Consider the following 21,940-nt stretch of genomic DNA (forward strand, 5'->3'; position numbering starts at 1 on the left):
ACTCGTTGAGTGTGAGTCGCGCCAGCACTGCGTGCCGACGGGGTTGGTCAGGGCCGCGGCGCTGCTCCGCGTGCGAGCAGCCCCGTGGCCACCGGCGCCATGACGGCGACGGCGCCCACCACTGAGACCAGGGACACGAAGCCCCCGATGACCAGGGTCGAACGTGGCCCGAAGATCTCGGCCAGCCAGCCGATCAGGGGATAGCCGATCGGGTTGCTCGCGATGAGCGTCAGCACGTACAAGCCCGTCACTCTGCCGCGCATCTCCTCCGGAGCGCTCAGCTGCGTGAGAGAAGAGGCCGTTGTGACGAACGACGTCATCGCCATGCCCGCCGGTAGGTGCATGGCCGCGAACGCCCAATAACTCGGCATCAGCCCGGTCACGATGACGAGCACCGAGAAGGCTGCCGCCGCGGTCAGCATGCCCCGCATACTCGGCTGCCTCCGGCGGGCGGAGAGCAGCGAGCCGGCCAGCCCGCCGACGGCCATCATCGTCGTGACAAGGCCGAATGACGAGGCTCCGGTGTGGAAGACCTCTCGGCTGATCAGGGCATCGGTCACCGCGAAGTTCATGCCGAACGCGGAGACCAGCAGCATGATGGTCATCACCATGAGCAGGTCGCGGTGGTCTCGGACGTAGCGCAGGCCCTCGCGTAACTGGCCTTTTGCCCGTGCCAGCGGAGCCTTGACGTACAGCTCGTCCTCACGCATGAGGCAGAGCACGAGTTCCATGACGGCGAACGACGCGGCATTGATGAGGAAGACCGGACCGGTGCCGACGGCGGCGATCAGTACGCCGGCGACGGCCGGGCCCAGAATCTTCGCCGTGTTGAGTGTCGCGCTGTTCAGGCCCACGGCGTTGGACACGTCGTCGGGCCCCACCACCTCGAAGGTGAACGCCATCCAGGCCGGTTTGTTCAGCGCTACGGCCAGGCCGAGACCGAAGGCCAGAGCGTACACATTCCACACCTCGATGGAACCGGTGACGGTGAGCAGGCCGAGCACCAGCGCGAGCGCCCCCATCACCGCCTGGCTGATCAGGAGGACGCGCCGTTTGCGGTACCGGTCGGCCAGGACGCTGCCGTACAGGCTGAACAGCGCCACCGGCAGTGCCTGCAGGCCGGCCGTGATGCCGACTGCGGCGCCGCTTCCGTGCGTCAGCTCCAGCACCAGCCAGTCCTGGGCGGTCAGCTGCATCCAGGTGCCGACACCGGAGACGCTCTGACCCGTCATGAACAGCCGGTAGTTGCGATGGTTCCGCAGCGCGCGGAACAGGCCGGGGTCCTGCTGAACCGCTTCAGGATCCCTGCCTGCCGGGCCCTCCCTTGCGGACTCGGCTCCATCCTTGCCCGAAATGTCGGACATCATTATTCCTCTCGTTTGCGTGGTCTTCTCATGGCGCCCCTTGAAACGCCACGGCAAGGACCGTCCGGCCAGTGCACGACAAAGCAAGAGATGGATGGATGTGCAATCTGAACCGCAAACGATGCGCAGGGCGGGCTCACCCAGGGGGCGCCTCACCCGCGGTTCGGTTCAGCGGCTTCCACTCCACACTGAGCGAGGACCTGGCGCCTTCCCCGGTGGGACTACTTCGCCGGCGCGCCCCGGACGGCCGCTTGGACGACCTCCGCGACGTTGTAGCCGAGGATGCTCGCCACGTCGGTCAGTCCCGGAGTGCTGAGGACCGCGTTGGCCTCACCGGCCTCCAGGCCGCCCCGCCAGCGGGTGTCCTCCCGGGGCTTCTCGTCGTTCCAGTACGCCCGCGCATGCCTCACGAAGTCCTCCGCCTCCGCGCGCCCGGGACCGTCGAGCCGCTGGATGTAGTCCTCCAGCTGCTCCTTCCCCACGTACGGGACGAAGGAGCTCCAGTTGCCGCCTGTGTCGTGGATCCTCGTGTTGTCGGGCTCCGCGTCCAGCGGAAGGTGCAGGAAGCCTGCCAGCCGCTCAAGCGACCGCTCCGGATGCGCCATGTGGTCCTCGTAGCGGACGACGATGTGCGGCAGACCGTACGTGTTGGCGGTGCGGAGGGCGTCCACGTACGTGTCCCGCCAGATGCCCGCGCCCCGCCACAGCGGCTCCCCCGTCCGGTTCCGGTAGCTGGTCGCGAAGGCGATCGGGTTTCGCGCCGTGACGATCGCGCTCACCTGCGCCCGGTCCGCCGGGGCGGCGAGCTGCTGCTCGACGGCCTGCCGGAGCCAGGTGACGTACTTGCTCCCGTCGACGACCGCCGAGGCGCCCAGCGACCGGGCGAACCGCCGGTGCATGCCGATGATGTCGTCGTAGGACACCTGCTCCCGGAGCGCGTCCGTGAAGTGCCGGCACTCCTTGCCGAGCAGTGAGCAGGGCCCGCAGCCTCGGCCGGCGTCCTTGTGGCTGTAGTCGGGCATCTGCGTGAAGTTGTTCAGCTCGCCGACGTAGTGGGCGCCCCGGATCCGGGTGGTCATGTCGCGCCCGATGAGGGTCGAGCCCGAGAACAGCGTGCCGACGACGAAGACCGAGGTCGGCGGGCGGTCCTGCCCGTCGCGGAGCCTGGACCGGAGGTTCGCGAGCCGGCCAGGCTGAACGGGGGCCCCTTGCTTCTCAGCGTCCATGTTCACGCCCACGGGAAGGATGAGTACCAGCCGGCCGGAACGAGACGACCGTGCAGAGCATTGTGCACGCTACCGCCGCCGAGCGCGGCCTTCTTCACGTCCGGCGGCGCTTCGGCTGGCGGCGCTTGGGGGTGGAGCGCCGGCGCTGCGGCTTCTTGCGGGCGGGCTGCTGTTGGGCGTTGCGGCCGCGGGAGCTGTTGGCGGTGCGGCCGCGGACGATCCCGATCAGTTCCTCCATGAGGTCGGTCGTCACGGCCTCAAGCCAGGCCAGGCCGATCTGGGACTGGGGAGCGTCGGTCACGGTGCGGTAGGTGAGGTCCCGGCGGTGGTGGAGGCGGGCCAGAGACTGCGGAAGCAGCAGGGCGCCGGCCCCCGACGCCACCAGCTCGATCGCGGCAGCGGTGGTCTCGGGACGGGTGAAGGCGGGCTGCCCGGGGCGGTCGTCCCAGGTCAGGACCTCGTCGAGCGGCTCGAACACGTCCTCGTCGGCGAGATCGGCAAGCTCCAGCTCCTCCACCGCGGCGACCGCGTGGTCCTTGGGCACCACCACGACGGTCGTCTCCAGGTAGAGCGGGATCACGTGGAGGCCCTCGCGGTCGACGGGCAGGCGCACGAACGCCGCGTCCACATCGCCCTTCCGCAGCAGGGGGACGACTTCGGCGGCGGGGAACTGCATCAGCCGAAGCGGCACATCCCGCACCCGCTCGGCCCACACCCCGGCCCACTTTCCGGGCGTCACTCCCGGCACGTAGGCCAGCCGGAACTCACCTTCGGTCACCGCCCCAGCCTAGCCACGTCCAGGCGGCCCCCCGCCGCTGGCTACCCTTGAGGTCATGAGCGCGTCCAAGGCGAAGACCCCGCAGACCATGAAGCCCGCGACCGCGGCCAAGAAGCTGGGGATCCTGCTGTCGGCAGCGCCCACCGAGTTCCAGGAGGGCCCTGTCTCCCGGGACGAACTGAACGCGCTCCAGGCTGCCCCGCCCGCCTGGCTCGCCGACCTTCGCCGCGACGGCCCCCACCCCCGCCAGGTCATCGCCGCCAAGCTCCGTGTCTCCGCCTCAGGTCTGGCCCGCGCAGGCATCACGGGTCCCCTCACCACCGCGGAGATCGAGGACCTGAAGGCCGAGAACCCCGACTGGCTGGTGCGCGAGCAGGCCATCCGGGCCAAGGTCCGCGAAGAGGAACTCCGCCTCAAACAGCAGCGCGCCAAGTCCTGACTCACCTCATGCCCCCGGCCGAGCTGTGGCCGTCCCGCAGCCCGACCGGTGTCCAGGCCTTCTTGCTGGTCATCGGCCCGTTACACGCTTGTGGGTGTGGCCTCGAAGCGTGCGAGGGTGCGCCAGACGGCGACGAAGGCAGCGAGCGCGGCTGTCGCGGTGCACAGCGCGACGATCTGCCAGAGGCTGGTCCAGGGCAGTGCCAGAGGCGGATGGTCGATGACGCGGCTCAGCGTGACGTGCTGCAGTCCGAGCACCGCTCCCGCGGAGAGGATCGAGACCAGGGTGCCGACGGCCACCGCCAGCACTGCCTCGCTGACGACGATGCCGACGATCTGCCGCTGGGTGGCGCCGGTGAGGGTGAGGGCGCCGATCTCTCGCCGTCGCGCGGAGACGCTCGTCACGAGGGTGTTGACGAGGGCCAGGAGGGCGTAGGCCATCACGATGCCCAGGATGACGACGTTCGCGAGATGCGAGTCCTCCTTCTCGGCCTGGCTCGCCCGGGCCACGTACGTCGAGACGGGCTCGATTCGCACGCCCGCTTCGCGCAGTTCTCTCAACTGCGGTGTCGCGCTCTTGCCGGGGAGGGTGCGGAGGAACGCTGTGCCGGGCGTCATGCTTCCCGGGAGCTCGGCGGGCACGTAGGCCGCACCGCCTCCGAGCACTGAGTCGACAACGGCGGCGACATGCACGGTGACGCGATGACCGTTGCCGATCCGCGCCACGAGGAGCTGGCCGATCCGCAGGTCGGCGGAGGCGGCCAGGTCGCGGCTCACCACGATGGCATCGGCGGGGAGCGCGTCGAGCGAGCCTTGCCGCACCCGTGGCGTCACCACGTCGCCGAGGGCGCTGAGGTCGACGCCTCGCGCGTCGACCGTGTCGAGGACCTGGCCGCCCTTCGTGGCCAGGGTGACGACCTCGTCGGTCACTTCGACGCTCCGGACGCCGCCGGCGTGGCGCAGGGCGGAGACGGCTGGGAGATTGAAGGTGCCGCCGAAGTCCGGAGTGGCGACGAAGTCGGCCCGGACCGCGGCAGTGCGCTGGCGGGCGGCCGCGTCACGGCCGGAATCCTGCATGCTGATCATCCCGCCGAACATGCCGACGGCGAGGACGACCGGCGTCACGATGGCAGCCACACGGCGTCCCCCGTTGAGGGTGCTCTGCCGCAGGACCAGCGCGAGCGCGCCGAAGCGCATCAGCGGCCAGGTCACGACCCGTGCCACTGGGCGGACCAGCGCCGGCGAAAGAATCGCGAGACCCGCCGCGCAAAGGATCGGCACCTCGAAATAGGTTCCGGGGTTGGCGGCGCTCGAAGGGCTGATCACGGCGAACACGAGCGCGACCGTGATGGCGACGGCCAGGATCAGGCCACCGAGGATCCACCGCACCGGTGACATCACGCGGGGCGAGGCCATCGTCTCCCGCAGGGCGTCGAGGGGCTCGGCGCGAGACGCGCGCCATGAGGCGGCGGCGGAGCCGAGCACCGCCGCTCCGATGCCGACCAGGAACGCGATCACCAACGCCACCGGGTGGAAACCGACGTGGAACCACTCCGGTGCCAGGCGGTTGGCCACCATCCAGGACCGCAGCAGCAGGCTGGCGGGGATTCCGAGCAGGCACCCCAGCAGCGCCGCGGCGGCGCCGACCACCACGGTCTCCGCACGGACCATCCTCCGGATCCGCGCGGGCGAGGCGCCCACCAGACTCAGCAGCGCCAGCTCGCGCGACCGCTGCTCGACGACGAAGGCGAACGTCGCGATCAGGACGAACACCACCACCAAGACCGACAGCCCGGTGGTCATCTGCACGACGGACCGGGCTTTGCCGATACCGCCGACAGTGGGCGGATCCGCCACCCGCCGCAGGTCGCCGGAGAGCACTCCGGCGGTCTCGCTGGGCACATGAGCACGAACCGCGGAGGCCGGCGCCTGGACGGCCACCGCGTTCACAGCCGGGGACAGGCGAGCGGCCTCCGCGTCAGTGAAGAAGACCGCGTCCTCGAACGGCTTGCGCTCTGCCGCGCCGACGACGGTGTACCACGCCGTTCCCAGCGGCGTCACCACCCTGACCTGCTCACCCAGGGGAGCGGAGCCGGTGTCGTCGGCCGTCACGACGATCTGGTGGTCATCGACCGGCCGATGCCCGGAGAGCAGCTTGTAGGAGGCGAGGGACGACGAGGACCATCCGTGCCCCAAAGCCTCCGCCCCGCCCCCGGTCAGGCTTCGAACCGCGAAGCTGCGATCCACCACGGCCGGGCCGGCGCGCTGGGCGCGTTCCACGGCCTCTCGGGGCAGGCCCGCCGGGGCCGGCAACGGCGTCCCGAGGCCGTCGACCGGGACGACGACGCTCTGAGCCGCCGCGAAACGCTGGGGCCCTGGTGAGGGCGTACTCGTGGTCGCCGACAGGACGTGAACGCTGGCGGCCGTGATCATCGTCCCGACCGCCAGGGCCACGAACGCTCCCACGAAGCTCGACCAGCGCTGCCGCACGCTGGCCAGTCCCAGCTCCCAGGTCAGCCGGTCAACCCCGCGCACGGACGGCTCCCTCACCGGAACGGTCCGGCGCGTGGCCGTCCTGACCATCGGCCCATCGACCGGACTCCAGCAGCGCCATGCGCGCGGCGATCCTCTCCGCGCTCGCACCGGCCAGCTCGCCGACGAGACGCCCGTCGGCGAGGAACGCCACCCGCTGGGCGTGTGCCGCGGCCACGGGGTCGTGCGTCACCATGATCACGGCCGTTCCGCTCTGCGCCACGGTGTCACGCAGCAGGCGGAGGACCTCCCGCGACGAACGGATGTCCAGAGCCCCGGTGGGCTCGTCCGCGAACAGCACCCGGGGGCGGGCGACGAGCGCACGCGCGACCGCCACCCGCTGCTGCTGACCGCCCGAAAGCTGTGTCGGCAGGTGGTCGGCGCGGTCGGCGAGTCCCACCCGGTCCAGCGAGCGTGCCACCTGGTCCGGGTCGGGTACACGGCCTGCCAGCCGTACCGGCAGCTCCACATTCTGCTTCGCCGTCAGCGTCGGGATCAGGTTGAACGCCTGGAAGACGAACCCGGTGTGGTCACGCCGCAGCTCGGTCAACGCCCGCCGCGGCAGACGGGACGGATCCTGCCCGGCCAACCACACCTGGCCCTCGTCCACACGGTCCAACCCGGCAGCACAGTGCAGCAACGTCGACTTGCCGGAGCCCGACGGCCCCATGATCGCGGTGAACGTCCCAGGTCCGAAGTCGAGCGACACGCCATCCAGGGCGGCCACCTCGGCCTGACCGCCCCCGTAACGGCGAACCACGTTGTCCAGCCGCACCACTACTGGAAGGGCGTCCACCGGGGCCAGGCCGCCGCGATTCCGGCGTCTTCCTACAAGGCGCACTGCAACTCATTTCTCCCGCGGGGTAGGCGCCACTCATCGAGCTCGACGCGTCGGCGAGCTGGCGAAGCTCATGGGTCGAGTCTTGAGGTCGGTGACACCGCCTCGCCATTGGGGAGCACCCCGAACGATCCCCGATCTTCCCGAGGGTCCTTCTCAGGGTTGTCCCGCAACAGCGGGGAGACACGGCCGGTCACGATGCCTGTGACCGGCTGTTCCGCGGCGCAGGCGTGCCGTCCGTCGGCGGCCCGAGGGCGGTCGAACGAAGGACCCTGGCTCGGGCTGATGGGCGATCTCCGGCACGCCCGCGGAGTTGCCGCCGCAGCCAGCGAGGCCGTAAGTGCCGGGGCTGAAGAGCGCAGAGCGCCCCAGGTGCAGTGGGCCATCGATCCAGCCCGTGAGCCCGGCGACGGAAAGACCGTCGAAGCCGGGCGAGTGCCCGCGTCAGCAGGACAACGCCGCGCACCGCGGATGGGGTGAGCGTCCAGGCGGCCGGGGCCGGGCGTTCAGGAGGGGACGCGTGAGGTCCCGTCGCCCCGGCAGGCGAGCAGGAGCTGAGATGCCCACGATCGAGACATGCGGCAGCCGCTAGAGGAGGCGCGCGGCAAGCCCGTCAGGTGACCGCCGGGGTGCCCGAACCTCCCTCGGCCCCCGCTTAGGCGAAGGGCGGCGGACCGCTTCCGACCAGCGTGATGACGTCGGACCAGGCTTGCGAACCGTTGAGCGTGACCTGCCCCTCGCGGCCGTCGGGCAGCCTCAGCGTCTGGTCGTGAGAGCCGTCGGCATCGAAGTCGGCGATGGTCGCGGTCCCGGACCATTCCCGCTGCTTGGCGCGCAGATCGACGTAGACCTCGATCTCGGTTCCCGCGCTGTCGATCAGGGTGGCGGACCCCCGGTACCGGCTCACGCCGGGGCCTTCTCATCACGGCTGGTGCGGAATGTGTTCATAAGACGAACCCTAGTGCGAGGGTCGGACGTTCCCAGGCCGCCGCTGGAGCGCTCGGGGGATACCCTTCGTTGGACGAGTGGCGTCGCGCCCGGCGGCGCCGAACACGTGCCTGGATCGACCCCGACCCATCCGGCCTGACGAACGGCCCGGTGTCGGCTGCTTCACCGATCAGAAATCCTCCGCCACGTCGTCAGTTCTGGCAGCCCCTCGCCACCCGCGGAAGGATTGACGACCATGACCGACGCCACGCCGCCAGGCGCCGACACGGCCGCGTTCATCGCGGCCGCCCGCTCGGATGACACGGCGCAGTTCGCGCTCATCACGGAGCGCCACCGGCGTGAGCTGCAGGTGCACTGCTACCGGATGCTCGCGAACTACGAGGACGCCCAGGACATGACGCAGGAGACGTTCCTGCGGGCGTGGAACAAGCGGGCGTCGTTCAAGGGCCACGCTTCGCCGCGGACCTGGCTGTACCGGATCGCGACGAACACCTGCCTCGACTTCCTGGAGAAGCGCAACGACCGCACACCCGTGCCCGCCGACCTGCCGGACGCGGGCTCGGAAGTGATCTACCTGCAGCCCTACCCGGACCGGATGCTCCCGGAGGACCCGCAGGAATCGCTGGTGGCGCGGGAGACGATCGAGCTGGCGTTCATCGTCGCCGTCCAGCACCTGCCGCCGCGGCAGCGGGCGGTGTTCATCCTCCGCGACGTCCTCGGCTGGCCGGCGTCGAAGGTCGCGGGCGCTCTCGAACTGACCGTCGCATCGGTGACCAGCGCACTGCAGCGGGCGCGCGTGACGATGCGCGAGCAGCTGCCCGGCCGCCGCCTCGACTGGCGGAGCCCCGCCACGAACGAGCTGTCGCAGGACGAGCGCGGCGTGGTGAAGTCGTACATCGACGCCCATGAGCGCAACGACCTCGACGGGCTGACGGCCCTGCTGCGCGACGACCTGCGCTTCGTGATGCTGCCCGAGCGGGGCACCTTGACCGTCACGGCCAAGGACGCGGTGGACGGCTGGGTCTCCGGCGGGCTCTTCCAGCCCGGCCGCGACGACTGGCGCTGCATCGCCACGACGGTCAACCGCATGCCTGCCGCCGTGCTCTACCTCCGCACCCCCGGCGACCCGGAGTACCGCTTGTTCAACATCGCGGTCCTGCGCATCGTCGACGGGAAGATCGCCGAGCTCACCGGATTCGACGCCACCGACAAACCATGGCTGGACCTGCCCGCGACGCTGTGATCGGACAAGTCCAGCGCACGGTCGGCGGCACCGAAGTCACCGCGGAACACCACCGCCCCGCCGGCGTCGCCGGCGGGGCGTCTTCAAGCCATCGCGGTCAACGACGCCGTCGTCCTCATCTTCCGAGCATTCGGCCCGCGCTCATCGCCTCGTCTCGTACCGGGTCAGCACCACGCCGCCGGGAAAGGTCCGCGTCTCGACCAGGTCCAGGTTCACCCAGCTGTCCAGCGCGGTGAAGAACGGCGCGCCGCCGCCCACCAGGACCGGGTGGGTGACCAGCACGTACTCGTCGACCAGCCCGGCCCGCATCGCCGCGGCGGCGAGTGTGGCGCCGCCGATGTCCATCGGGCCGCCGTCCTCGCCCTTGAGCCGGGTGATCTCGGTGACCGCGTCGCCGGTGACCAGGCGGGCGTTCCAGTCGACCTTCCTGATCGTGGAGGAGAACACCACCTTCGGCATGTCCCGCCAGCGGCGGGCGAACTCGATGTGCGCCGGTGTGGCGCCGGGCTGCTGGTCGGCGGTCGGCCAGCTGGAGCTCATCGTCTCCCACAGTCTGCGCCCGTACAGCGACAGCTCCGTCGCCCCCACCCGGTCGGACCACCACTGGAACAGCTCGTCGCTCGGGGCGCTCCAGCCGATGTCGTCGCCGGGCGCGGCGACGTAGCCGTCCACGCTCAGGTTCATGCCGAAGGTCAGTTTCCGCATCGTGCCAGCCTCCTGTGGGTCGATCGCACAAGTACTGACGGGCGCGGCGCGGAAACCTAATCGGTGCGCGATCTGCGTCCGCAAGCAGTGGATCCAACGGCTGCGCGAGACGTCGGTGACATGACACACCCGCCCCGACTTGCTTAACTATGGACGACCTTGTCGTTACTGTCGTACCCCCAGGGTCGGCGAAGCGGTGACCGGAGGTAGCGATGAGGTCCGGACGGTGGATGCTCGTCGCCTGGCTGACCATCGGAGCGCTCGCCGCGGGGCAGCGCCACTACTACACCCAATTCGACGGCAGCTGCGCCCGAGTCGCCACCATCGGAATCACCCTGGCCACCGGTCCGCTCAACTACATCGGTCTCAACCCCACCGCCAACTGCAAGGTTCCCCAGCCGAGCAAATGACACGTCGGGCTCTACGACCGCCCGCGCCGTGTCCCTGGCCGTGCCAGGCTCTCCACGCCGAGCCTCCGGCGCCCGTCATGCGTCAGATTCCGTAGCAGCAGGCCGCCGACCAGAAGGCCGCCAGGGTCCAGGCGATCAGCACGCCCAAACCTTCCCAGGGGGAGAGCGGCGAGGTCGATGGTCGCCTGGATGGCGAGTCCGGCGTTCATAGGGGAGACCTGCCAGAGCAGGGCGGTGAGCGCCAGGTACACGCGGCGGTCGGCGAGGGCACCTCATGACGCTCTGACGTGCCCCCGGCGGGCTGGGGCGGTATATCGCCCGCGTATCGAAAATCGCATACGTGCTGATAACACGGCGCTGTCTTTACTTGGGACATGGCCTCCAGCGAATTGGGTTCGATCTACAGCGAAGCGACCTCGGTCCGTCGCGCCCAAGAGATGGCCGAGCGGTCTTCCTCGTCCATCCCGACAACAGGCCTCGCGGTCTTTGGATGCGGCAAGGATGAAGCCGCCTTTTTCCAGGAGATGGGGGCACGCCTCGGATTGTCGCTTACCCTCACTGAGGCCGCCGTCTGCGAGACCAACGCCGAACTGGCACGTGGCAACCGATGCATCAGCGTGAACCACAAGACTCAGGTCACCGATTCCACGCTTCTGGCGCTCAGCAAAGCCGGTGTGGAATACATCTCCACAAGAAGCATCGGCTGCAACCACATCGACCTGGAGTACGCCGCGCGCGTCGGTATCTCGGTCGGGAATGTCGCCTACTCGCCGGACAGCGTGGCCGACTACACGTTGATGTTGATGCTGATGGCCGTCCGCCACGCGAAATCCACCATCCGCCGCACCGACGCTCATGACTATCGGCTGAGCGACACTCGCGGCAAGGAGTTGCGGGACCTGACCGTCGGGGTGGTCGGCACAGGCCGCATCGGCACAGCGGTCATCCACCGCCTGCGAGGTTTCGGCTGCCGCGTGCTGGCCCACAACAACCGATCTCACGCCTCGAACGACCACGTGCCGTTCGACGAACTGATCGAACTGAGCGACATCGTGACGCTCCACACCCCGCTCACCGCGGACACCCACCATCTCCTCGACCGCCGTCGCATCGAGCGGATGAAGCCCGGCGCGTACATCGTCAACACGGGTCGCGGACCGCTGCTCGACACCGAGGCGCTCCTCGCCGCGCTGGAGAGCGGCAGGCTGGCCGGCGCGGCACTGGACGTCCTCGAAGGCGAGGAAGGCATCTTCTACGCCGACTTCCGGAACAGGCATTTCGAGAACGAGGCCCTGAAGCGACTGCAGCGCCTGCCGAATGTGCTGATCAGTCCGCACTCCGCCTATGACACCGAGCACGCCCTGAAAGACATCGTCGAGAACACTCTCATCAACTGCCTGAAATTCGAGAGCGGGAGAACAGCATGAGCAGACTGAAGGTCGGAGTCATCTTCGGAGGCGTCAGCGAGGAACATCCCGTCTCCGTCAAGTCGGCGCGCGAGGTGGCGAGGAACCTCGACACCGAGAAGTACGAGCCGCTCTGGATCGGCATCACGGACGACGGCGATTGGAAACTGTGCGACGGCCCCGCCGCGGACTGGGAGAACGGCCGCGCCCGTCCCGTCACGTTGTCACCCGACCGAAGCGTGCACGGTCTGCTGGTCATGGGACAGGGGGGCTACGAGACGGTGCGCCTCGACCTCGTCTTTCCCGTACTTCACGGCAAGCTCGGCGAAGACGGCGCGATCCAGGGCCTGTTGGAGCTCTCCGGCATCCCCTACGTCGGCTGCGACATCCAGGGCTCGGCCGTGTGCATGGACAAGTCCCTGGCCTACACCGTCGCCAGGAACGCAGGAATCGCCACGCCGAATTTCTGGGTCGTCGCGGAGAACGAGAAGGTCGACTCCGACCGTATCCCTTATCCCGTGTTCGTGAAGCCGGCGCGATCAGGTTCATCGTTCGGCGTCAGCAAAGTCACCGATAAAGACGATCTGCCGAGCGCGCTGAGCGCAGCGCGACAGTACGACTCGAAGGTTCTGATCGAGGAGGCGGTGGCCGGCGGCGAGATCGGCTGCGCGGTCCTCGAAGAACGATTCGGCCTGGTCACCGGCGAGGTGGACCGCGTCGACCTCTCGCACGGATTCTTCAGAATCCACCAGGAGGACTCCCCCGAGACCGGCTCGGAGAACTCGACGTTCATCGTTCCCGCCGACATCTCCGACGACTCGCGCCGGCTCGCACAGCAGACCGCCAAGACCATCTACCGCGTCCTGGGCTGCAAGGGGCTCGCCCGCGTCGACATGTTCCTCACCGACGACGGACAGGTGGTGCTCAACGAGGTCAACACCATGCCCGGCATGACCTCCTACAGCCGCTACCCGCGGATGATGGCCGCCGCGGGATTGTCGCTCTCGGACGTGATCGACCGGCTCATATCGATGACACTGCACGGGAAGAAGCGGTGAACGACGACTTCGTCTACGTTGACGACTGGGTGTCGGGAATCCGCTGGGATGCCAAGTACGCCACCTGGGACAACTTCACCGGCAAACCGGTTGACGGATATCTCGCGAATCGAATCGTCGGCACCCGGTCCCTGTGCGCGGCCCTGGAGCAGGCACGCGAGAAGGCGGCCTCCCTTGGCTTCGGGCTGCTTCTCTGGGACGGGTATCGCCCCCAACGCGCCGTCGACTGCTTCCTGCGCTGGTCGGAACAGCCCGAGGATGGCCGGACCAAGTCGCACCACTACCCGAACATCGACCGGGCCGAGATGGTCAAGAAGGGATATGTGGCCGCGAAGTCGGGCCACAGCAGGGGCGGCGCCGTCGATCTGACCCTCTATCACCTTGCCACCGGTGAGCTCGTCCTCATGGGTGGCGGCCATGACCTCATGGACCCGATCTCACGTCATCAAGCCAGCGAAATCACGCCATCCGAGGCCCGAAACCGTGAGCATCTCCGATCCATCATGGAGGACTGCGGATTCGATCGTTACGACTGCGAATGGTGGCACTACACGCTGAGAAACGAGCCCTATCCTGATGTCTACTTCGACTTTCCCATCACGTGATCGGAGCCTCCATTGCATCTCGCAGTGGGGGGCTCTGGACCGCAACGATGAGGTCGTCATGCGGCGCACCGGCCTGTCCGGGCTGGAGGTCTTCCTGGGGGGGATCGATCCATCGCGACTGCACGACTGGGCCTCCGACGGATACCGCTCAAGCGAGGAGTATCTGTTCTGGTCCCGTAAGGTCTGCGGTCTGGCGTGTCTGCAGTCGCTGCTCCGCGGCTGGACCGACATCCGGCTGTCGATGGGTGAACTCCTCGCGCAGGCCCTCGACTGGGGCTGCTACGTGGTGGAGCCCTCCGGCAAGGTCCAAGGACTCATCTACCGGCCGTTCATGGCCTGGGTCGATTCACAGTTCGGATTGCACTGCGAACTGGTCGAGCACACGCCCATTCAGGTATCCCACCGAGAGGTGGGGCCCGGGCAGGTCCTGATCGCGTCAGTATCACCCGAGATTCGCGACCCGAACACTCGCGAGCCCCAACGTGGGGGTCACCTTGTGCTGGTCTATGCGGTCGATGACGGTGTAGTGCGCTTCCATAATCCGTCAGGCTATTCCCACAATTCAGACTCCGCATCGCTGCCCATGCAGGCGTTCGAACGCTTTCACGCGAGACGCGGAATATTGATCAGGAGGACATCGTGATCCCAGGCGAGCCGCCACCGCGCGTCGTTGTCGCAGGTGGCCATTCGGCAGGGCACATCGAGCCCGCGATGAACTTCGCCGACGCCCTGCGCCGTCTGGAGCCCGTGGCCGAGATCACCGCTCTCGGCACCGTCCGCGGCCTGGACACCACGCTCATTCCCGCCCGTGGCCACCCGCTCGAACTCATCCCGCCGGCGCCGCTGCCGCGCAAACTGAACCGGGCCCTGCTGCAGACGCCGGGCAGGCTGCGCGACTCGGTGCGGGCGACCGAGGCCGTGCTCGACCGCGTCCGGGCCGAGGTCGTGGTGGGCTTCGGCGGCTACGTGGCCATGCCGGCTTACCTCGCCGCACACAGGAAGGGCCTGCCGATCGTCATCCACGAGGCGAACGCCCGGCCCGGAGTGGCCAACCGGCTGGCGGCCCGGATGACGACGCACGTGTTCACCGCCGCGCCGAGTGTCCGGCTGGCTCACGCCACCGCCATCGGTATCCCGCTGCGGCCGGCGATCAGCGGGCTCGACCGGTCCGTGCTGCGCGACGCCGCCCGGCGGCGGTTCGGGCTGCGCCCCGACGGGCCGGTGCTGATGGTCACCGGCGGTTCGCAGGGCGCCAGGTCGATCAACGCCGCGGTGTCCGGTGCGGCTGCGACGTTGCGAGCGGCCGGCGTGCAGGTGCTGCACATCACCGGGGCGCAGCACGCGGTCGAAGCGCCGGACCGCGGCCCCGCCGACCCGCCCTACGTCGTCATGGCCTACGTGGACGAGATGCAGTACGCCTACGCCGCGGCAGACTTCGTGATCTGTCGCTCGGGGGCGATGACGTGCGCCGAACTGGCCGCCGTCGGCCTGCCGGCCGCGTACGTCCCGCTACCGCTGCGCGGCGGTGAGCAGCGGCTGAACGCCGAGCCGGTCATCGCGGCCGGTGGGGCAATGCTCGTCGACGACGCCGACCTCGACGCGGCTTGGATCGAGACCACCCTGATCCCGGTGCTCGACGATCCCGAGCGGATCGCGGCGATGGCGGCCCGCGCGTCGGCTGCCGGCGCACCGGACGCGGACGTCGTCCTGGCCCGGCACGTGCTCACCGCGGTCGCGGAGCGACGCGACCGAACACGCGGATACGGCGCCGGTTCCCGGCACGCCGAGTCTTCGCCGCCGGCCGCGGATGCGTACGACGGAGGGCACCAGCGATGATCGACGGCCGGACGCGCACAGGTCCGGCGAGCGACGCGGCTGCACCGGCCAGGCTGGAATCCGCGCGGGGTGAGCGAGAGCGTTCCGTCGTGTGCTCGGTGATGCTCTTGGCGATCGCCAGACCAAGGCCGACACCTACATGGCCGCTGCGGATGCGTTCGGTGCCGCCGCGTGCCGATCCGGTTCGGAACCGCCGAGCCGACAACGGTTCGGTGGACGCCGGGCGCCTCACACCTCCAGCACCTGCACTCCGGCATCCGCGAGGGCCGCCCCCGTGTCCGGATCGACCGGAGCGTTCGTGATGACCACGTCCAGGTCGGTGGCATCGCAGACCTTCGCCATGCCGGTGCCCGGGAACTTGCCGACGTCGGCGACGAGGACCACCTGCCCGCTGGCCGCGATCATGGCTCGTTTGACCGGCACCTCGACCACCGTCGTGTCCATGACGGTTCCGGTCGGCCGTATCCCGCTGGTGCCGAGGACGAGCCGGTCCGCGTGGATCTGCCGCAGGTTGTCCTCCGTCAGGTAGCCCACCAGCGACCGGTAGTCACGGCGCAGCATGCCGCCAAGAACGACGAGTTGGACGTGCTGGTCGTCGGCCAGCGTCTCGACCACCGGGAGGCTGCTGGTGACGACCGTCAGCGCCCGGCCCCGCAGGTGCCGCGCCACCATGTGCGCGGTCGTGCCGATGTCGAGCAGCACGGTCTCGCCGTCCTGGATCATCTCGGCGCAGCGCAGCGCGACGGCGTCCTTCTCGGCGGGCCGGACCTCGGCGACGTCCGTGAAGGGGTCGTCATGGCCCTCGACCGGCATCGCACCGCCGTGCACCCGTTTGAGCAGGCCCTCCTCGTCGAGCTTCTGCAGATCGCGGCGTATGGTGGCGAGGCTCGCCGCCAAGCGTTCGGCCAGCGTCTCCGCCGTCACCGGCCCTTCGGAGCGCAGGACGCGGAGGATCAGCTCATGGCGTCGGTCCCGGAGCATGCGTCGACCGTACTCGCGCAAGACCGATCACCACCAGACATTCTCGATCACGCTCTTGCGCGTCGGCTCTCGTGGGCGCACGAACCCGACAGGCGCTCCCACCTGACCGCCGTCGCGGCGAACCGACCGACACCTCCGGCAATTTCAAGCAAGAACGCTCACATGTGTGAACGATCCTGATGACTCTTGCGTGCCTTGTCCTACCCGGGGCACAATTCAGCGCACTGCCCGCCCAGGGCGGAGGCCATGGGCTGGGACGCCTCGTTGCCATGGAGGGTGCGCGATGACCGGACTGAAGCGACTTACGGGAAAGGGTCTGGTCTCCCTCGTGACGGGCGCCGTGCTGGCGCTCACCGTGGGCACGTCCGCCGCGAGCGCGGACGCGGGCGAGGACAGGAACGCGCGGGCCCGTGCCACCTCGGCCGTCGACGCGATGATGGGGTTCTACGACCAGGCGAGCGGACGCTGGCAGCCCGAGAGCCCCTGGTGGCAGTCGGGCAACGCGCTCCAAGCGCTCCTCGACTACATGGCGCGGACCCGCTCGACCCGGTACCTGCCCCAGGTGAAGAACACCATCGAGCTCCAGCGCAAGCCGCTGCCCTGGTGGCCGCAGGGCGACGGCGAGTTCCGCGCGGACTCCACCGACGACACCGGCTGGTGGGCGCTGGCGATGGTCCGCATGTACGACCTCACCCGCGACACCAGGTACCTGAAGATCGCCGAGACCGACGAGGCGTACATGCGCCAGTACTGGGACGACACCTGCGGCGGCGGCATCTGGTGGGACCTGCCCGGGAAGACCTACAAGAACGCCATCAGCAACGAGCTCTACCTCAAACTGGCCGCCTCCCTGCACAACCGGATCCCGGGCGACACCGAGTACCTCGCCCGCGCGCGCCAGACCTGGCGCTGGTTCGCCCGCAGCGGGATGATCAATGGATCCCACCTGGTCAACGACGGCCTGGCGACGCAGAGCGGAAACTGCGGCAACAACGGCGGCACCACCTGGACGTACAACCAGGGCGTGATCCTGGGCGGCCTGACGGAGCTGCACCGCGCCACCGGCGACCCGTCCCTGCTCGCCACCGCCCGGCGGATCGCCGACGCCGTGACCACCGACCCGGGCCTGTCACCGCGCGGAATCCTCACCGAACCCTGCGAGGCCGCCGCCACGTGCAACTCCGACCAGGCGGCGTTCAAGGGCATCTTCGCGCGGAACCTCGCCGAACTCGACCGCGCGCTCCCCGGCCACCCGTACCGGAGCTACCTGACGACCCAGGCCCGCTCCGCCTTCACCTACGGACGGAACAACGCCGACCAGTACGGCCTGCGCTGGACGGGCCCGTTCGACCAGGCCGACATCGCCCGCCAGGAGTCCGCCGTGAGCCTGCTCATCGCCGTCCTGTAACCCCTGAGCGAACGGACTCGCCCCCCCACGACGACGCCGCCACATCCGCCACGCCACGTGAAGGCGGCATGGACGCGGTGCCGCCGCACCATGCTTCGACAATTCACGTCAGGTATGACCGCATCACCGGTTGGGAACTATGTCCAGGCGGGATCACGGCCGGTCAGGCCGACGATGCGGTCCAAGGTGGGTGCGTCCGCCGGCACCGCGACCTCCGGTCCGTACATGCCCATCTCCCGCCCCTGCTCCACGCTGGCGAACACTGTGTCGTGCAGATGCGTCAGCAGGTCGGCGGGCAGTTCCAGCCGCTGCCCGGTCGCGACCGCAAGGTCCCAGGCGTGCATGGCCAGCTCGCCGACGATCATGTCGCCCAGGACGGGCGCGGGCAGCGTCTGCGGTGTGCCCATGCTCGTCTCGCCCTCCCAGGCGCTCGGCGGCGCCCACGACGACGTGATGTCGTCCAGCAGGGCGAGCAGGTGGCCGCGCCAGTCGCCGGCCGCCAGGTCAACCTCGGACTCGGTGCCCGCCGGCTGCGGAACGGACTCCTTGCGGCCGCCGCCGGCGAGCGACGGGCCCCAGAACAGGAGGTGGTTGACCAGCGCCCGCACGTCGTACTCCGTGCACGGAGTCTTGTTGGCGAGCTGGTCGTCGGTGATGGTGCGGGCGACTGCGGCCATGGCCTCGGCAGCGTTGGACAGATGTGACATGGCAGCGACGCTAGGCGGCCCGGGCCGGAGGGGTATTGGACAAAGGCGACATACACTCTGCTGAGTGGAGCGGGACGTTCGTGAGCTGCGGGGTGCGTGGACCAGGTATCAGCGCCACACGTTTCACAGCCCGTCGCCGGCGCTCGCACCATGGGTGGAGCGGTACTGGGAGGCTCGCTGGGACTACGCCGAGCCCTACCGGCAGAAGATCGTGCCGTACCCGAACGTGCACCTGTCGTTCGGCGGCGGCCGCGCGGACGTCAACGGCGTGTGCAGCGGCTACCAGATCAAGGTTCTCGAGGGCCGCGACCAGGTCTTCGGCGTCGCGTTCCGGCCGGGCTGCTTCCGCCTGTTCCTCGGTGCCTCCGTCTCGACGATCACCGACCGCGTTGTCCCGGCGACCGAGGTGTTCGGCCCGGACCTGCCCACGACGCTCGACGTGCCGACCGTGGAAGCCTTCCTGCTGAGACACCTGCCGGACGACGACCCCCGGGTGCGCCAGGCGGTGGCTTCGGTCGAGCTGATCGCCAAGGACAAGGCCCTGACCAGGGTCGAACGCCTCGCCGGCGAGCTGGGGCTGAGCATGCGGGGGCTGCAACGGCTTTTCGCGGAGTACGTCGGCATCGGCCCCAAGTGGGTGATCCGCCGCTACCGCCTGCACGAGGTGACCGCACGCATGGCCGCCGGCGGGGCGATCGACTGGGCCGCGCTGGCGGCCGACCTCGGCTATGTCGACCAGGGCCACTTCATCCGCGACTTCAAGGGCATGTTCGGCGAGCGACCGACCTGGTACGCGCAGCGGTATTAGTCCGCGTTCCCGCGACACCCACGGCGGCGCGCTCGACGACATCGCGCTGGCAACCGACCCGTCCCCCCTGAACCGGAGGAGAGGTCACGACGGCAGGCGCGCCGGGCGGGTGTCCGCCGGGTGAGTGGACGGCCGCGGCGGCTCGATGTCACAGGCGTGCACCAGCCGGTGTCTTGATGTCGACTGCACCAACCCGTTGGGCCGCGCTCAATGGCAATCTCCGAAAGAGGACCGTGTCGTGGACGCACCGCGTGAGGGCCGCCGGCAGCCAGGGCCGCCGGAGAAGGAGAAGGCTCGAGATGTGGGCGAGCTCGTCGCCGACCCGGAGACCGAGGCGTTCCTCGCCCACCGGAACATGCTGTTCACTGTCGCCTACGAGATGCTCGGATCGGCGGCCGACGCGGAGGACGTCCTGCAGGAGACCTGGCTGCGATGGGTGAAGGCCGACGTGGGGCAGGTGCGCGATCAGCGCGCCTACCTGGTCCAGATCACGACCCGCCAATCGATCAACCGATTGCGCAGCATGAGACGCCGCAGGGAGGCCTACGTCGGTCCCTGGCTGCCCGAACCGCTGCTCACCACACCGGACGTGGCCGAGACATCGAGCTCGCCGAGAGCGTGTCCATGGCGCTGATGCTCGTGCTGGAGACGCTGTCACCGACCGAACGCGCCGTGTTCGTGCTGCGCGAGGCCTTCGGGCTCGGCTATGGCGAGATCGCGGCCGCCGTCGGGAAAACCTCCGCGGCCGTCCGCCAGATCGCTCACCGCGCCCCATCCGATCACCGGCGCCGAGAAGGTGGCCCGTTTCATCGTTGGCGGCCTGGCCAAGACCGATGCCACTCTCACCGTTGGGCCGACCGTGGTCAACGGCAACCCGGCTCTGATTCTGCGCGTGAACGGCGAGGTCGACGGCGTCTTGGCGGTGCGCGTCGAGGACGCCCGCATCACCGGTCTCTACTACGTCCGCAACCCCGGCAAGCTGACCCACGTAGAGACCGAGACCTCACTCACCCTGCGATGAGCACGGTCGCGGAGCAGGCGCGCGCACCTCACTGAGGCACCATCCCTCGGCTGAGGCTGCGCCGATCAGGTGACCGAGCAGGCTCCGTTCATCGACCCCATTGCAGGCGACGGCAATCCGAGGGATCCACCCTGCACGGCGGTCGGGTTCCACATCCCCTTCAGCCGGTGACAGACCGGCCGATGCCGCTTCGACGCTGATGCCGCATGCCCATCTTGAAAGGACTCCATGAGTATGAAACCTTCACGGGTCGCGCTCGCCGACGGCGGCGGGGACGTGCCGGACGCGCGTCAGTTGCGCGTGGTCCTGACAGCCGTCTCGATGGCGCTGATGGCCGTCATCGCGTCGGTGTCCGGGCTGACCGTCGCCCAGACGCAGATGGCCGTCGACTTCGACACCTCGCAGAACACGGTCCTGTGGATCATCAACGTCTACACCCTCACCCTGGCCGCACTGCTGCTCCCGCTCGGCGCGATCGGTGACCGCTTGGGCCGCAGGCCCACGCTGATCGCCGGGCTGGTCGTCTTCGGGGTCGCGAGCATCGCGGCGGGCCTGGCCCCCACCGCCGAAGTCATGATCGCCGCGCGCGTGGCCGGCGGTATCGGCGCAGCGACGATCATGCCCATCACCCTGGCCGTCATCACATCCACCTTCCCCGAGGAGCAGCGCGGGAAGGCGATCGGCGTGTGGACCGGCGTGGCCGGAGGAGGCGGCATCCTGGGCATGTTCCTGTCCGCTCTTCTGGTCGACGTCGCCGACTGGCGCTGGATGTTCGTCCTGCCCGTGGCCCTGATCGTCATGGCCCTGGCCATGACGTCGAAGTCGGTTCCCAACTCCCACGAGCGCTCCGCTCACGCTGCTGGTGGTCTTCGGTGTTCAGTCGGGCATCTTCGTGGTCCTCTTCCCGTTCTTCCAGGCCGTGCTCGGCTGGTCGGCGCTGCTGTCCGCGGCGGCGCTGATGCCCATGGCGGTCGCGATGATGACGGCCTCCGGCCTGGCCCCCAGGCTGGCCGCGCGGGTCGGCCCCCGCCTGACCATGAGCTCGGGAATCGCTTTGACCAGCGTCGGTCTGGCCCTCCTGGCCCTGTTCGTCTCCATCGACGGCGGCTACCTGTCGATCCTGCCCGGAATCGTTGTCATGGGCGTCGGCATGGCCCTGTCCATGGTGCCCTCCACCGAGGCCATCACCCGTTCCCTGCCGCAAGGGAAACAAGGCGTCGCCTCCGCCCTCAACGACGTCACCCGAGAATTCGGCACCGCACTCGGCGTCGCCATGCTCGGCGCGCTCCTGACAGCCGGCTACCGCAACGCCATCGACGACCGGCTGGACGGCATTCCGCAGGGGACCGCAGGCACCGCACGCGAGGGCATCGCCAACGCACTCCAGGCCTCAAACAGCGCAGGCTCGCAGGCTCAGACCCTGGTAGACGCCGCAAAGCAGTCCTACGTCGACGGATTGCAGCAGTCCATGTGGGCAGGCGTCGCCCTTATGGGCCTGCTGCTCGTGTACATCGTCCTCCGGGGCCCGAAGAACGCCGCCCCCGCGGCCGCACCGGACGAGGCGGAGCACACCGAGACCGTCGCCGCCCAGTGACCGTACGAGCGGCCGCTCGTCGTTTATGTCACAC

General features: G+C 69.1%; 23 protein-coding genes and 2 pseudogenes. 15 read left to right on the forward strand and 10 right to left on the reverse strand.

The window, feature by feature from the left end:
* Window positions 1-47 precede the first annotated feature (47 nt).
* The 3 genes from ABD944_RS04385 to ABD944_RS04395 form a co-directional block, all read right to left on the reverse strand.
* Window positions 48-1,364 (reverse strand): MFS transporter, encoded by a 1,317-nt coding sequence (locus ABD944_RS04385; RefSeq protein WP_345172636.1) that lies wholly within the window; start codon window positions 1,362-1,364, stop codon window positions 48-50.
* Window positions 1,365-1,585: 221 nt separating this feature from the next.
* A complete protein-coding gene (locus ABD944_RS04390) occupies window positions 1,586-2,590 on the reverse strand; it encodes a hypothetical protein (RefSeq protein ID WP_345172638.1) in 1,005 nt (334 codons plus the stop codon).
* A 94-nt stretch (window positions 2,591-2,684) separates the two neighbouring features.
* Complete coding sequence (locus ABD944_RS04395; protein WP_345172640.1) at window positions 2,685-3,368, reverse strand: LysR family transcriptional regulator substrate-binding protein; 684 nt, start codon at window positions 3,366-3,368, stop codon at window positions 2,685-2,687.
* A 55-nt stretch (window positions 3,369-3,423) separates the two neighbouring features.
* Here ABD944_RS04395 and ABD944_RS04400 point away from each other — a divergent pair, with 55 nt between their 5' ends.
* Window positions 3,424-3,807, forward strand: a complete 384-nt coding sequence (locus tag ABD944_RS04400; RefSeq protein ID WP_345172642.1) for a DUF5997 family protein — start codon at window positions 3,424-3,426, stop codon at window positions 3,805-3,807.
* 80 nt (window positions 3,808-3,887) lie between these two features.
* Here ABD944_RS04400 and ABD944_RS04405 read toward each other — a convergent pair whose 3' ends face one another.
* From ABD944_RS04405 to ABD944_RS04415, 3 genes are all read right to left on the reverse strand, one after another.
* A complete protein-coding gene (locus tag ABD944_RS04405; RefSeq protein ID WP_345172644.1) occupies window positions 3,888-6,239 on the reverse strand; it encodes an FtsX-like permease family protein in 2,352 nt (783 codons plus the stop codon).
* Between the two features lie 88 nt (window positions 6,240-6,327).
* Entirely contained in the window at window positions 6,328-7,116 is a 789-nt protein-coding gene (locus ABD944_RS04410) for an ABC transporter ATP-binding protein (protein ID WP_345172646.1), read from the reverse strand.
* A gap of 715 nt (window positions 7,117-7,831) precedes the next feature.
* Window positions 7,832-8,083: a DUF4873 domain-containing protein gene (locus tag ABD944_RS04415; protein ID WP_345172648.1), complete on the reverse strand. Its 252-nt coding sequence runs from the start codon at window positions 8,081-8,083 to the stop codon at window positions 7,832-7,834.
* A 276-nt stretch (window positions 8,084-8,359) separates the two neighbouring features.
* Between ABD944_RS04415 and ABD944_RS04420 the strand changes: the two genes are divergently transcribed.
* Window positions 8,360-9,367 (forward strand): RNA polymerase subunit sigma-70, encoded by a 1,008-nt coding sequence (locus ABD944_RS04420; RefSeq protein WP_345172651.1) that lies wholly within the window; start codon window positions 8,360-8,362, stop codon window positions 9,365-9,367.
* Between the two features lie 141 nt (window positions 9,368-9,508).
* On the opposite strand, the gene ABD944_RS04425 is transcribed toward ABD944_RS04420, so the two are convergent.
* Complete coding sequence (locus ABD944_RS04425; protein ID WP_345172653.1) at window positions 9,509-10,072, reverse strand: dihydrofolate reductase family protein; 564 nt, start codon at window positions 10,070-10,072, stop codon at window positions 9,509-9,511.
* 212 nt (window positions 10,073-10,284) lie between these two features.
* Between ABD944_RS04425 and ABD944_RS04430 the strand changes: the two genes are divergently transcribed.
* The 6 genes from ABD944_RS04430 (at window position 10,285) to ABD944_RS04455 (ending at window position 15,387) form a co-directional block, all read left to right on the forward strand.
* Window positions 10,285-10,482 carry a hypothetical protein gene (locus tag ABD944_RS04430; RefSeq protein ID WP_345172655.1) on the forward strand — a complete coding sequence of 66 codons (198 nt, stop codon included), beginning with the start codon at window positions 10,285-10,287 and terminating at the stop codon, window positions 10,480-10,482.
* 437 nt (window positions 10,483-10,919) lie between these two features.
* The gene (locus ABD944_RS04435; RefSeq protein WP_345173116.1) at window positions 10,920-11,909 is read left to right on the forward strand and encodes a D-isomer specific 2-hydroxyacid dehydrogenase family protein; all 990 of its coding nucleotides are present in this window, start codon (window positions 10,920-10,922) and stop codon (window positions 11,907-11,909) included.
* Entirely contained in the window at window positions 11,906-12,946 is a 1,041-nt protein-coding gene (gene vanA / locus ABD944_RS04440) for a D-alanine--(R)-lactate ligase (RefSeq protein WP_345172657.1), read from the forward strand. Before ABD944_RS04435 ends, vanA begins: the two co-directional genes overlap by 4 nt.
* Window positions 12,943-13,551: a D-Ala-D-Ala dipeptidase VanX gene (vanX, locus tag ABD944_RS04445; RefSeq protein WP_345172659.1), complete on the forward strand. Its 609-nt coding sequence runs from the start codon at window positions 12,943-12,945 to the stop codon at window positions 13,549-13,551. The genes vanA and vanX overlap by 4 nt, the downstream gene beginning before the upstream one ends.
* A 58-nt stretch (window positions 13,552-13,609) precedes the next feature.
* Window positions 13,610-14,194 carry a peptidase gene (locus tag ABD944_RS04450; RefSeq protein WP_345172661.1) on the forward strand — a complete coding sequence of 195 codons (585 nt, stop codon included), beginning with the start codon at window positions 13,610-13,612 and terminating at the stop codon, window positions 14,192-14,194.
* A complete protein-coding gene (locus ABD944_RS04455; protein WP_345172663.1) occupies window positions 14,191-15,387 on the forward strand; it encodes a UDP-N-acetylglucosamine--N-acetylmuramyl-(pentapeptide) pyrophosphoryl-undecaprenol N-acetylglucosamine transferase in 1,197 nt (398 codons plus the stop codon). Before ABD944_RS04450 ends, ABD944_RS04455 begins: the two co-directional genes overlap by 4 nt.
* A gap of 228 nt (window positions 15,388-15,615) precedes the next feature.
* Here the strand turns inward: ABD944_RS04455 and ABD944_RS04460 are convergent, their stop codons facing one another.
* The gene (locus ABD944_RS04460; protein ID WP_345172665.1) at window positions 15,616-16,368 is read right to left on the reverse strand and encodes a DeoR/GlpR family DNA-binding transcription regulator; all 753 of its coding nucleotides are present in this window, start codon (window positions 16,366-16,368) and stop codon (window positions 15,616-15,618) included.
* Window positions 16,369-16,651: 283 nt separating this feature from the next.
* Here ABD944_RS04460 and ABD944_RS04465 point away from each other — a divergent pair, with 283 nt between their 5' ends.
* Window positions 16,652-17,776, forward strand: a complete 1,125-nt coding sequence (locus ABD944_RS04465; RefSeq protein ID WP_345172667.1) for a glycoside hydrolase family 76 protein — start codon at window positions 16,652-16,654, stop codon at window positions 17,774-17,776.
* Window positions 17,777-17,913: 137 nt separating this feature from the next.
* Here the strand turns inward: ABD944_RS04465 and ABD944_RS04470 are convergent, their stop codons facing one another.
* The gene (locus ABD944_RS04470) at window positions 17,914-18,483 is read right to left on the reverse strand and encodes a TIGR03086 family metal-binding protein (RefSeq protein WP_345172669.1); all 570 of its coding nucleotides are present in this window, start codon (window positions 18,481-18,483) and stop codon (window positions 17,914-17,916) included.
* Between the two features lie 64 nt (window positions 18,484-18,547).
* Between ABD944_RS04470 and ABD944_RS04475 the strand changes: the two genes are divergently transcribed.
* From ABD944_RS04475 to ABD944_RS04490, 4 genes and pseudogenes are all read left to right on the forward strand, one after another.
* Entirely contained in the window at window positions 18,548-19,291 is a 744-nt protein-coding gene (locus tag ABD944_RS04475) for an AraC family transcriptional regulator (RefSeq protein ID WP_345172671.1), read from the forward strand.
* A gap of 238 nt (window positions 19,292-19,529) precedes the next feature.
* On the forward strand, window positions 19,530-19,925 hold the full coding sequence (locus ABD944_RS04480; RefSeq protein ID WP_345172673.1) for a sigma factor: 396 nt from the start codon (window positions 19,530-19,532) through the stop codon (window positions 19,923-19,925).
* Window positions 19,925-20,002, forward strand: a pseudogene (locus tag ABD944_RS04485) (hypothetical protein); the annotation flags it as partial. The gene ABD944_RS04480 and the pseudogene ABD944_RS04485, both read left to right, overlap by 1 nt.
* Before the next feature lie 85 nt (window positions 20,003-20,087).
* Window positions 20,088-20,312: a sigma-70 family RNA polymerase sigma factor family protein gene (locus ABD944_RS04490; protein WP_345173126.1), complete on the forward strand. Its 225-nt coding sequence runs from the start codon at window positions 20,088-20,090 to the stop codon at window positions 20,310-20,312.
* 290 nt (window positions 20,313-20,602) lie between these two features.
* Here the strand turns inward: ABD944_RS04490 and ABD944_RS04495 are convergent, their stop codons facing one another.
* On the reverse strand, window positions 20,603-20,737 hold the full coding sequence (locus ABD944_RS04495; protein WP_345172675.1) for a hypothetical protein: 135 nt from the start codon (window positions 20,735-20,737) through the stop codon (window positions 20,603-20,605).
* Here ABD944_RS04495 and ABD944_RS42380 point away from each other — a divergent pair.
* Both ABD944_RS42380 and ABD944_RS04505 read left to right on the forward strand, forming a co-directional pair.
* Window positions 20,691-21,095, forward strand: a pseudogene (locus tag ABD944_RS42380) (MFS transporter); the annotation flags it as partial. The gene ABD944_RS04495 and the pseudogene ABD944_RS42380 overlap by 47 nt on opposite strands.
* Window positions 21,096-21,174: 79 nt before the next feature.
* Complete coding sequence (locus ABD944_RS04505) at window positions 21,175-21,906, forward strand: MFS transporter (RefSeq protein ID WP_345172678.1); 732 nt, start codon at window positions 21,175-21,177, stop codon at window positions 21,904-21,906.
* Window positions 21,907-21,940 lie beyond the last annotated feature (34 nt).

This window comes from Actinomadura verrucosospora, assembly GCF_039540335.1.
GTDB classification, from domain to species: Bacteria; Actinomycetota; Actinomycetes; order Streptosporangiales; family Streptosporangiaceae; genus Spirillospora; species Spirillospora verrucosospora.

What these genes read in the sequence shown, in the direction of transcription:
- ABD944_RS04405 (WP_345172644.1), bottom strand. Translation starts at nt 6,239, where the DNA reads ATGATCACGGCCGCCAGCGTTCACGTCCTGTCGGCGACCACGAGTACG.
- ABD944_RS04430 (WP_345172655.1), top strand. Translation starts at nt 10,285, where the DNA reads ATGAGGTCCGGACGGTGGATGCTCGTCGCCTGGCTGACCATCGGAGCG.
- ABD944_RS04420 (WP_345172651.1), top strand. Translation starts at nt 8,360, where the DNA reads ATGACCGACGCCACGCCGCCAGGCGCCGACACGGCCGCGTTCATCGCG.
- ABD944_RS04460 (WP_345172665.1), bottom strand. Translation starts at nt 16,368, where the DNA reads ATGCTCCGGGACCGACGCCATGAGCTGATCCTCCGCGTCCTGCGCTCC.
- vanA (WP_345172657.1), top strand. Translation starts at nt 11,906, where the DNA reads ATGAGCAGACTGAAGGTCGGAGTCATCTTCGGAGGCGTCAGCGAGGAA.
- ABD944_RS04465 (WP_345172667.1), top strand. Translation starts at nt 16,652, where the DNA reads ATGACCGGACTGAAGCGACTTACGGGAAAGGGTCTGGTCTCCCTCGTG.
- ABD944_RS04495 (WP_345172675.1), bottom strand. Translation starts at nt 20,737, where the DNA reads ATGATCCACAGGACCGTGTTCTGCGAGGTGTCGAAGTCGACGGCCATC.
- ABD944_RS04450 (WP_345172661.1), top strand. Translation starts at nt 13,610, where the DNA reads ATGCGGCGCACCGGCCTGTCCGGGCTGGAGGTCTTCCTGGGGGGGATC.
- ABD944_RS04390 (WP_345172638.1), bottom strand. Translation starts at nt 2,590, where the DNA reads ATGGACGCTGAGAAGCAAGGGGCCCCCGTTCAGCCTGGCCGGCTCGCG.
- ABD944_RS04385 (WP_345172636.1), bottom strand. Translation starts at nt 1,364, where the DNA reads ATGTCCGACATTTCGGGCAAGGATGGAGCCGAGTCCGCAAGGGAGGGC.
- ABD944_RS04400 (WP_345172642.1), top strand. Translation starts at nt 3,424, where the DNA reads ATGAGCGCGTCCAAGGCGAAGACCCCGCAGACCATGAAGCCCGCGACC.
- ABD944_RS04435 (WP_345173116.1), top strand. Translation starts at nt 10,920, where the DNA reads ATGGCCGAGCGGTCTTCCTCGTCCATCCCGACAACAGGCCTCGCGGTC.
- ABD944_RS04470 (WP_345172669.1), bottom strand. Translation starts at nt 18,483, where the DNA reads ATGTCACATCTGTCCAACGCTGCCGAGGCCATGGCCGCAGTCGCCCGC.
- ABD944_RS04425 (WP_345172653.1), bottom strand. Translation starts at nt 10,072, where the DNA reads ATGCGGAAACTGACCTTCGGCATGAACCTGAGCGTGGACGGCTACGTC.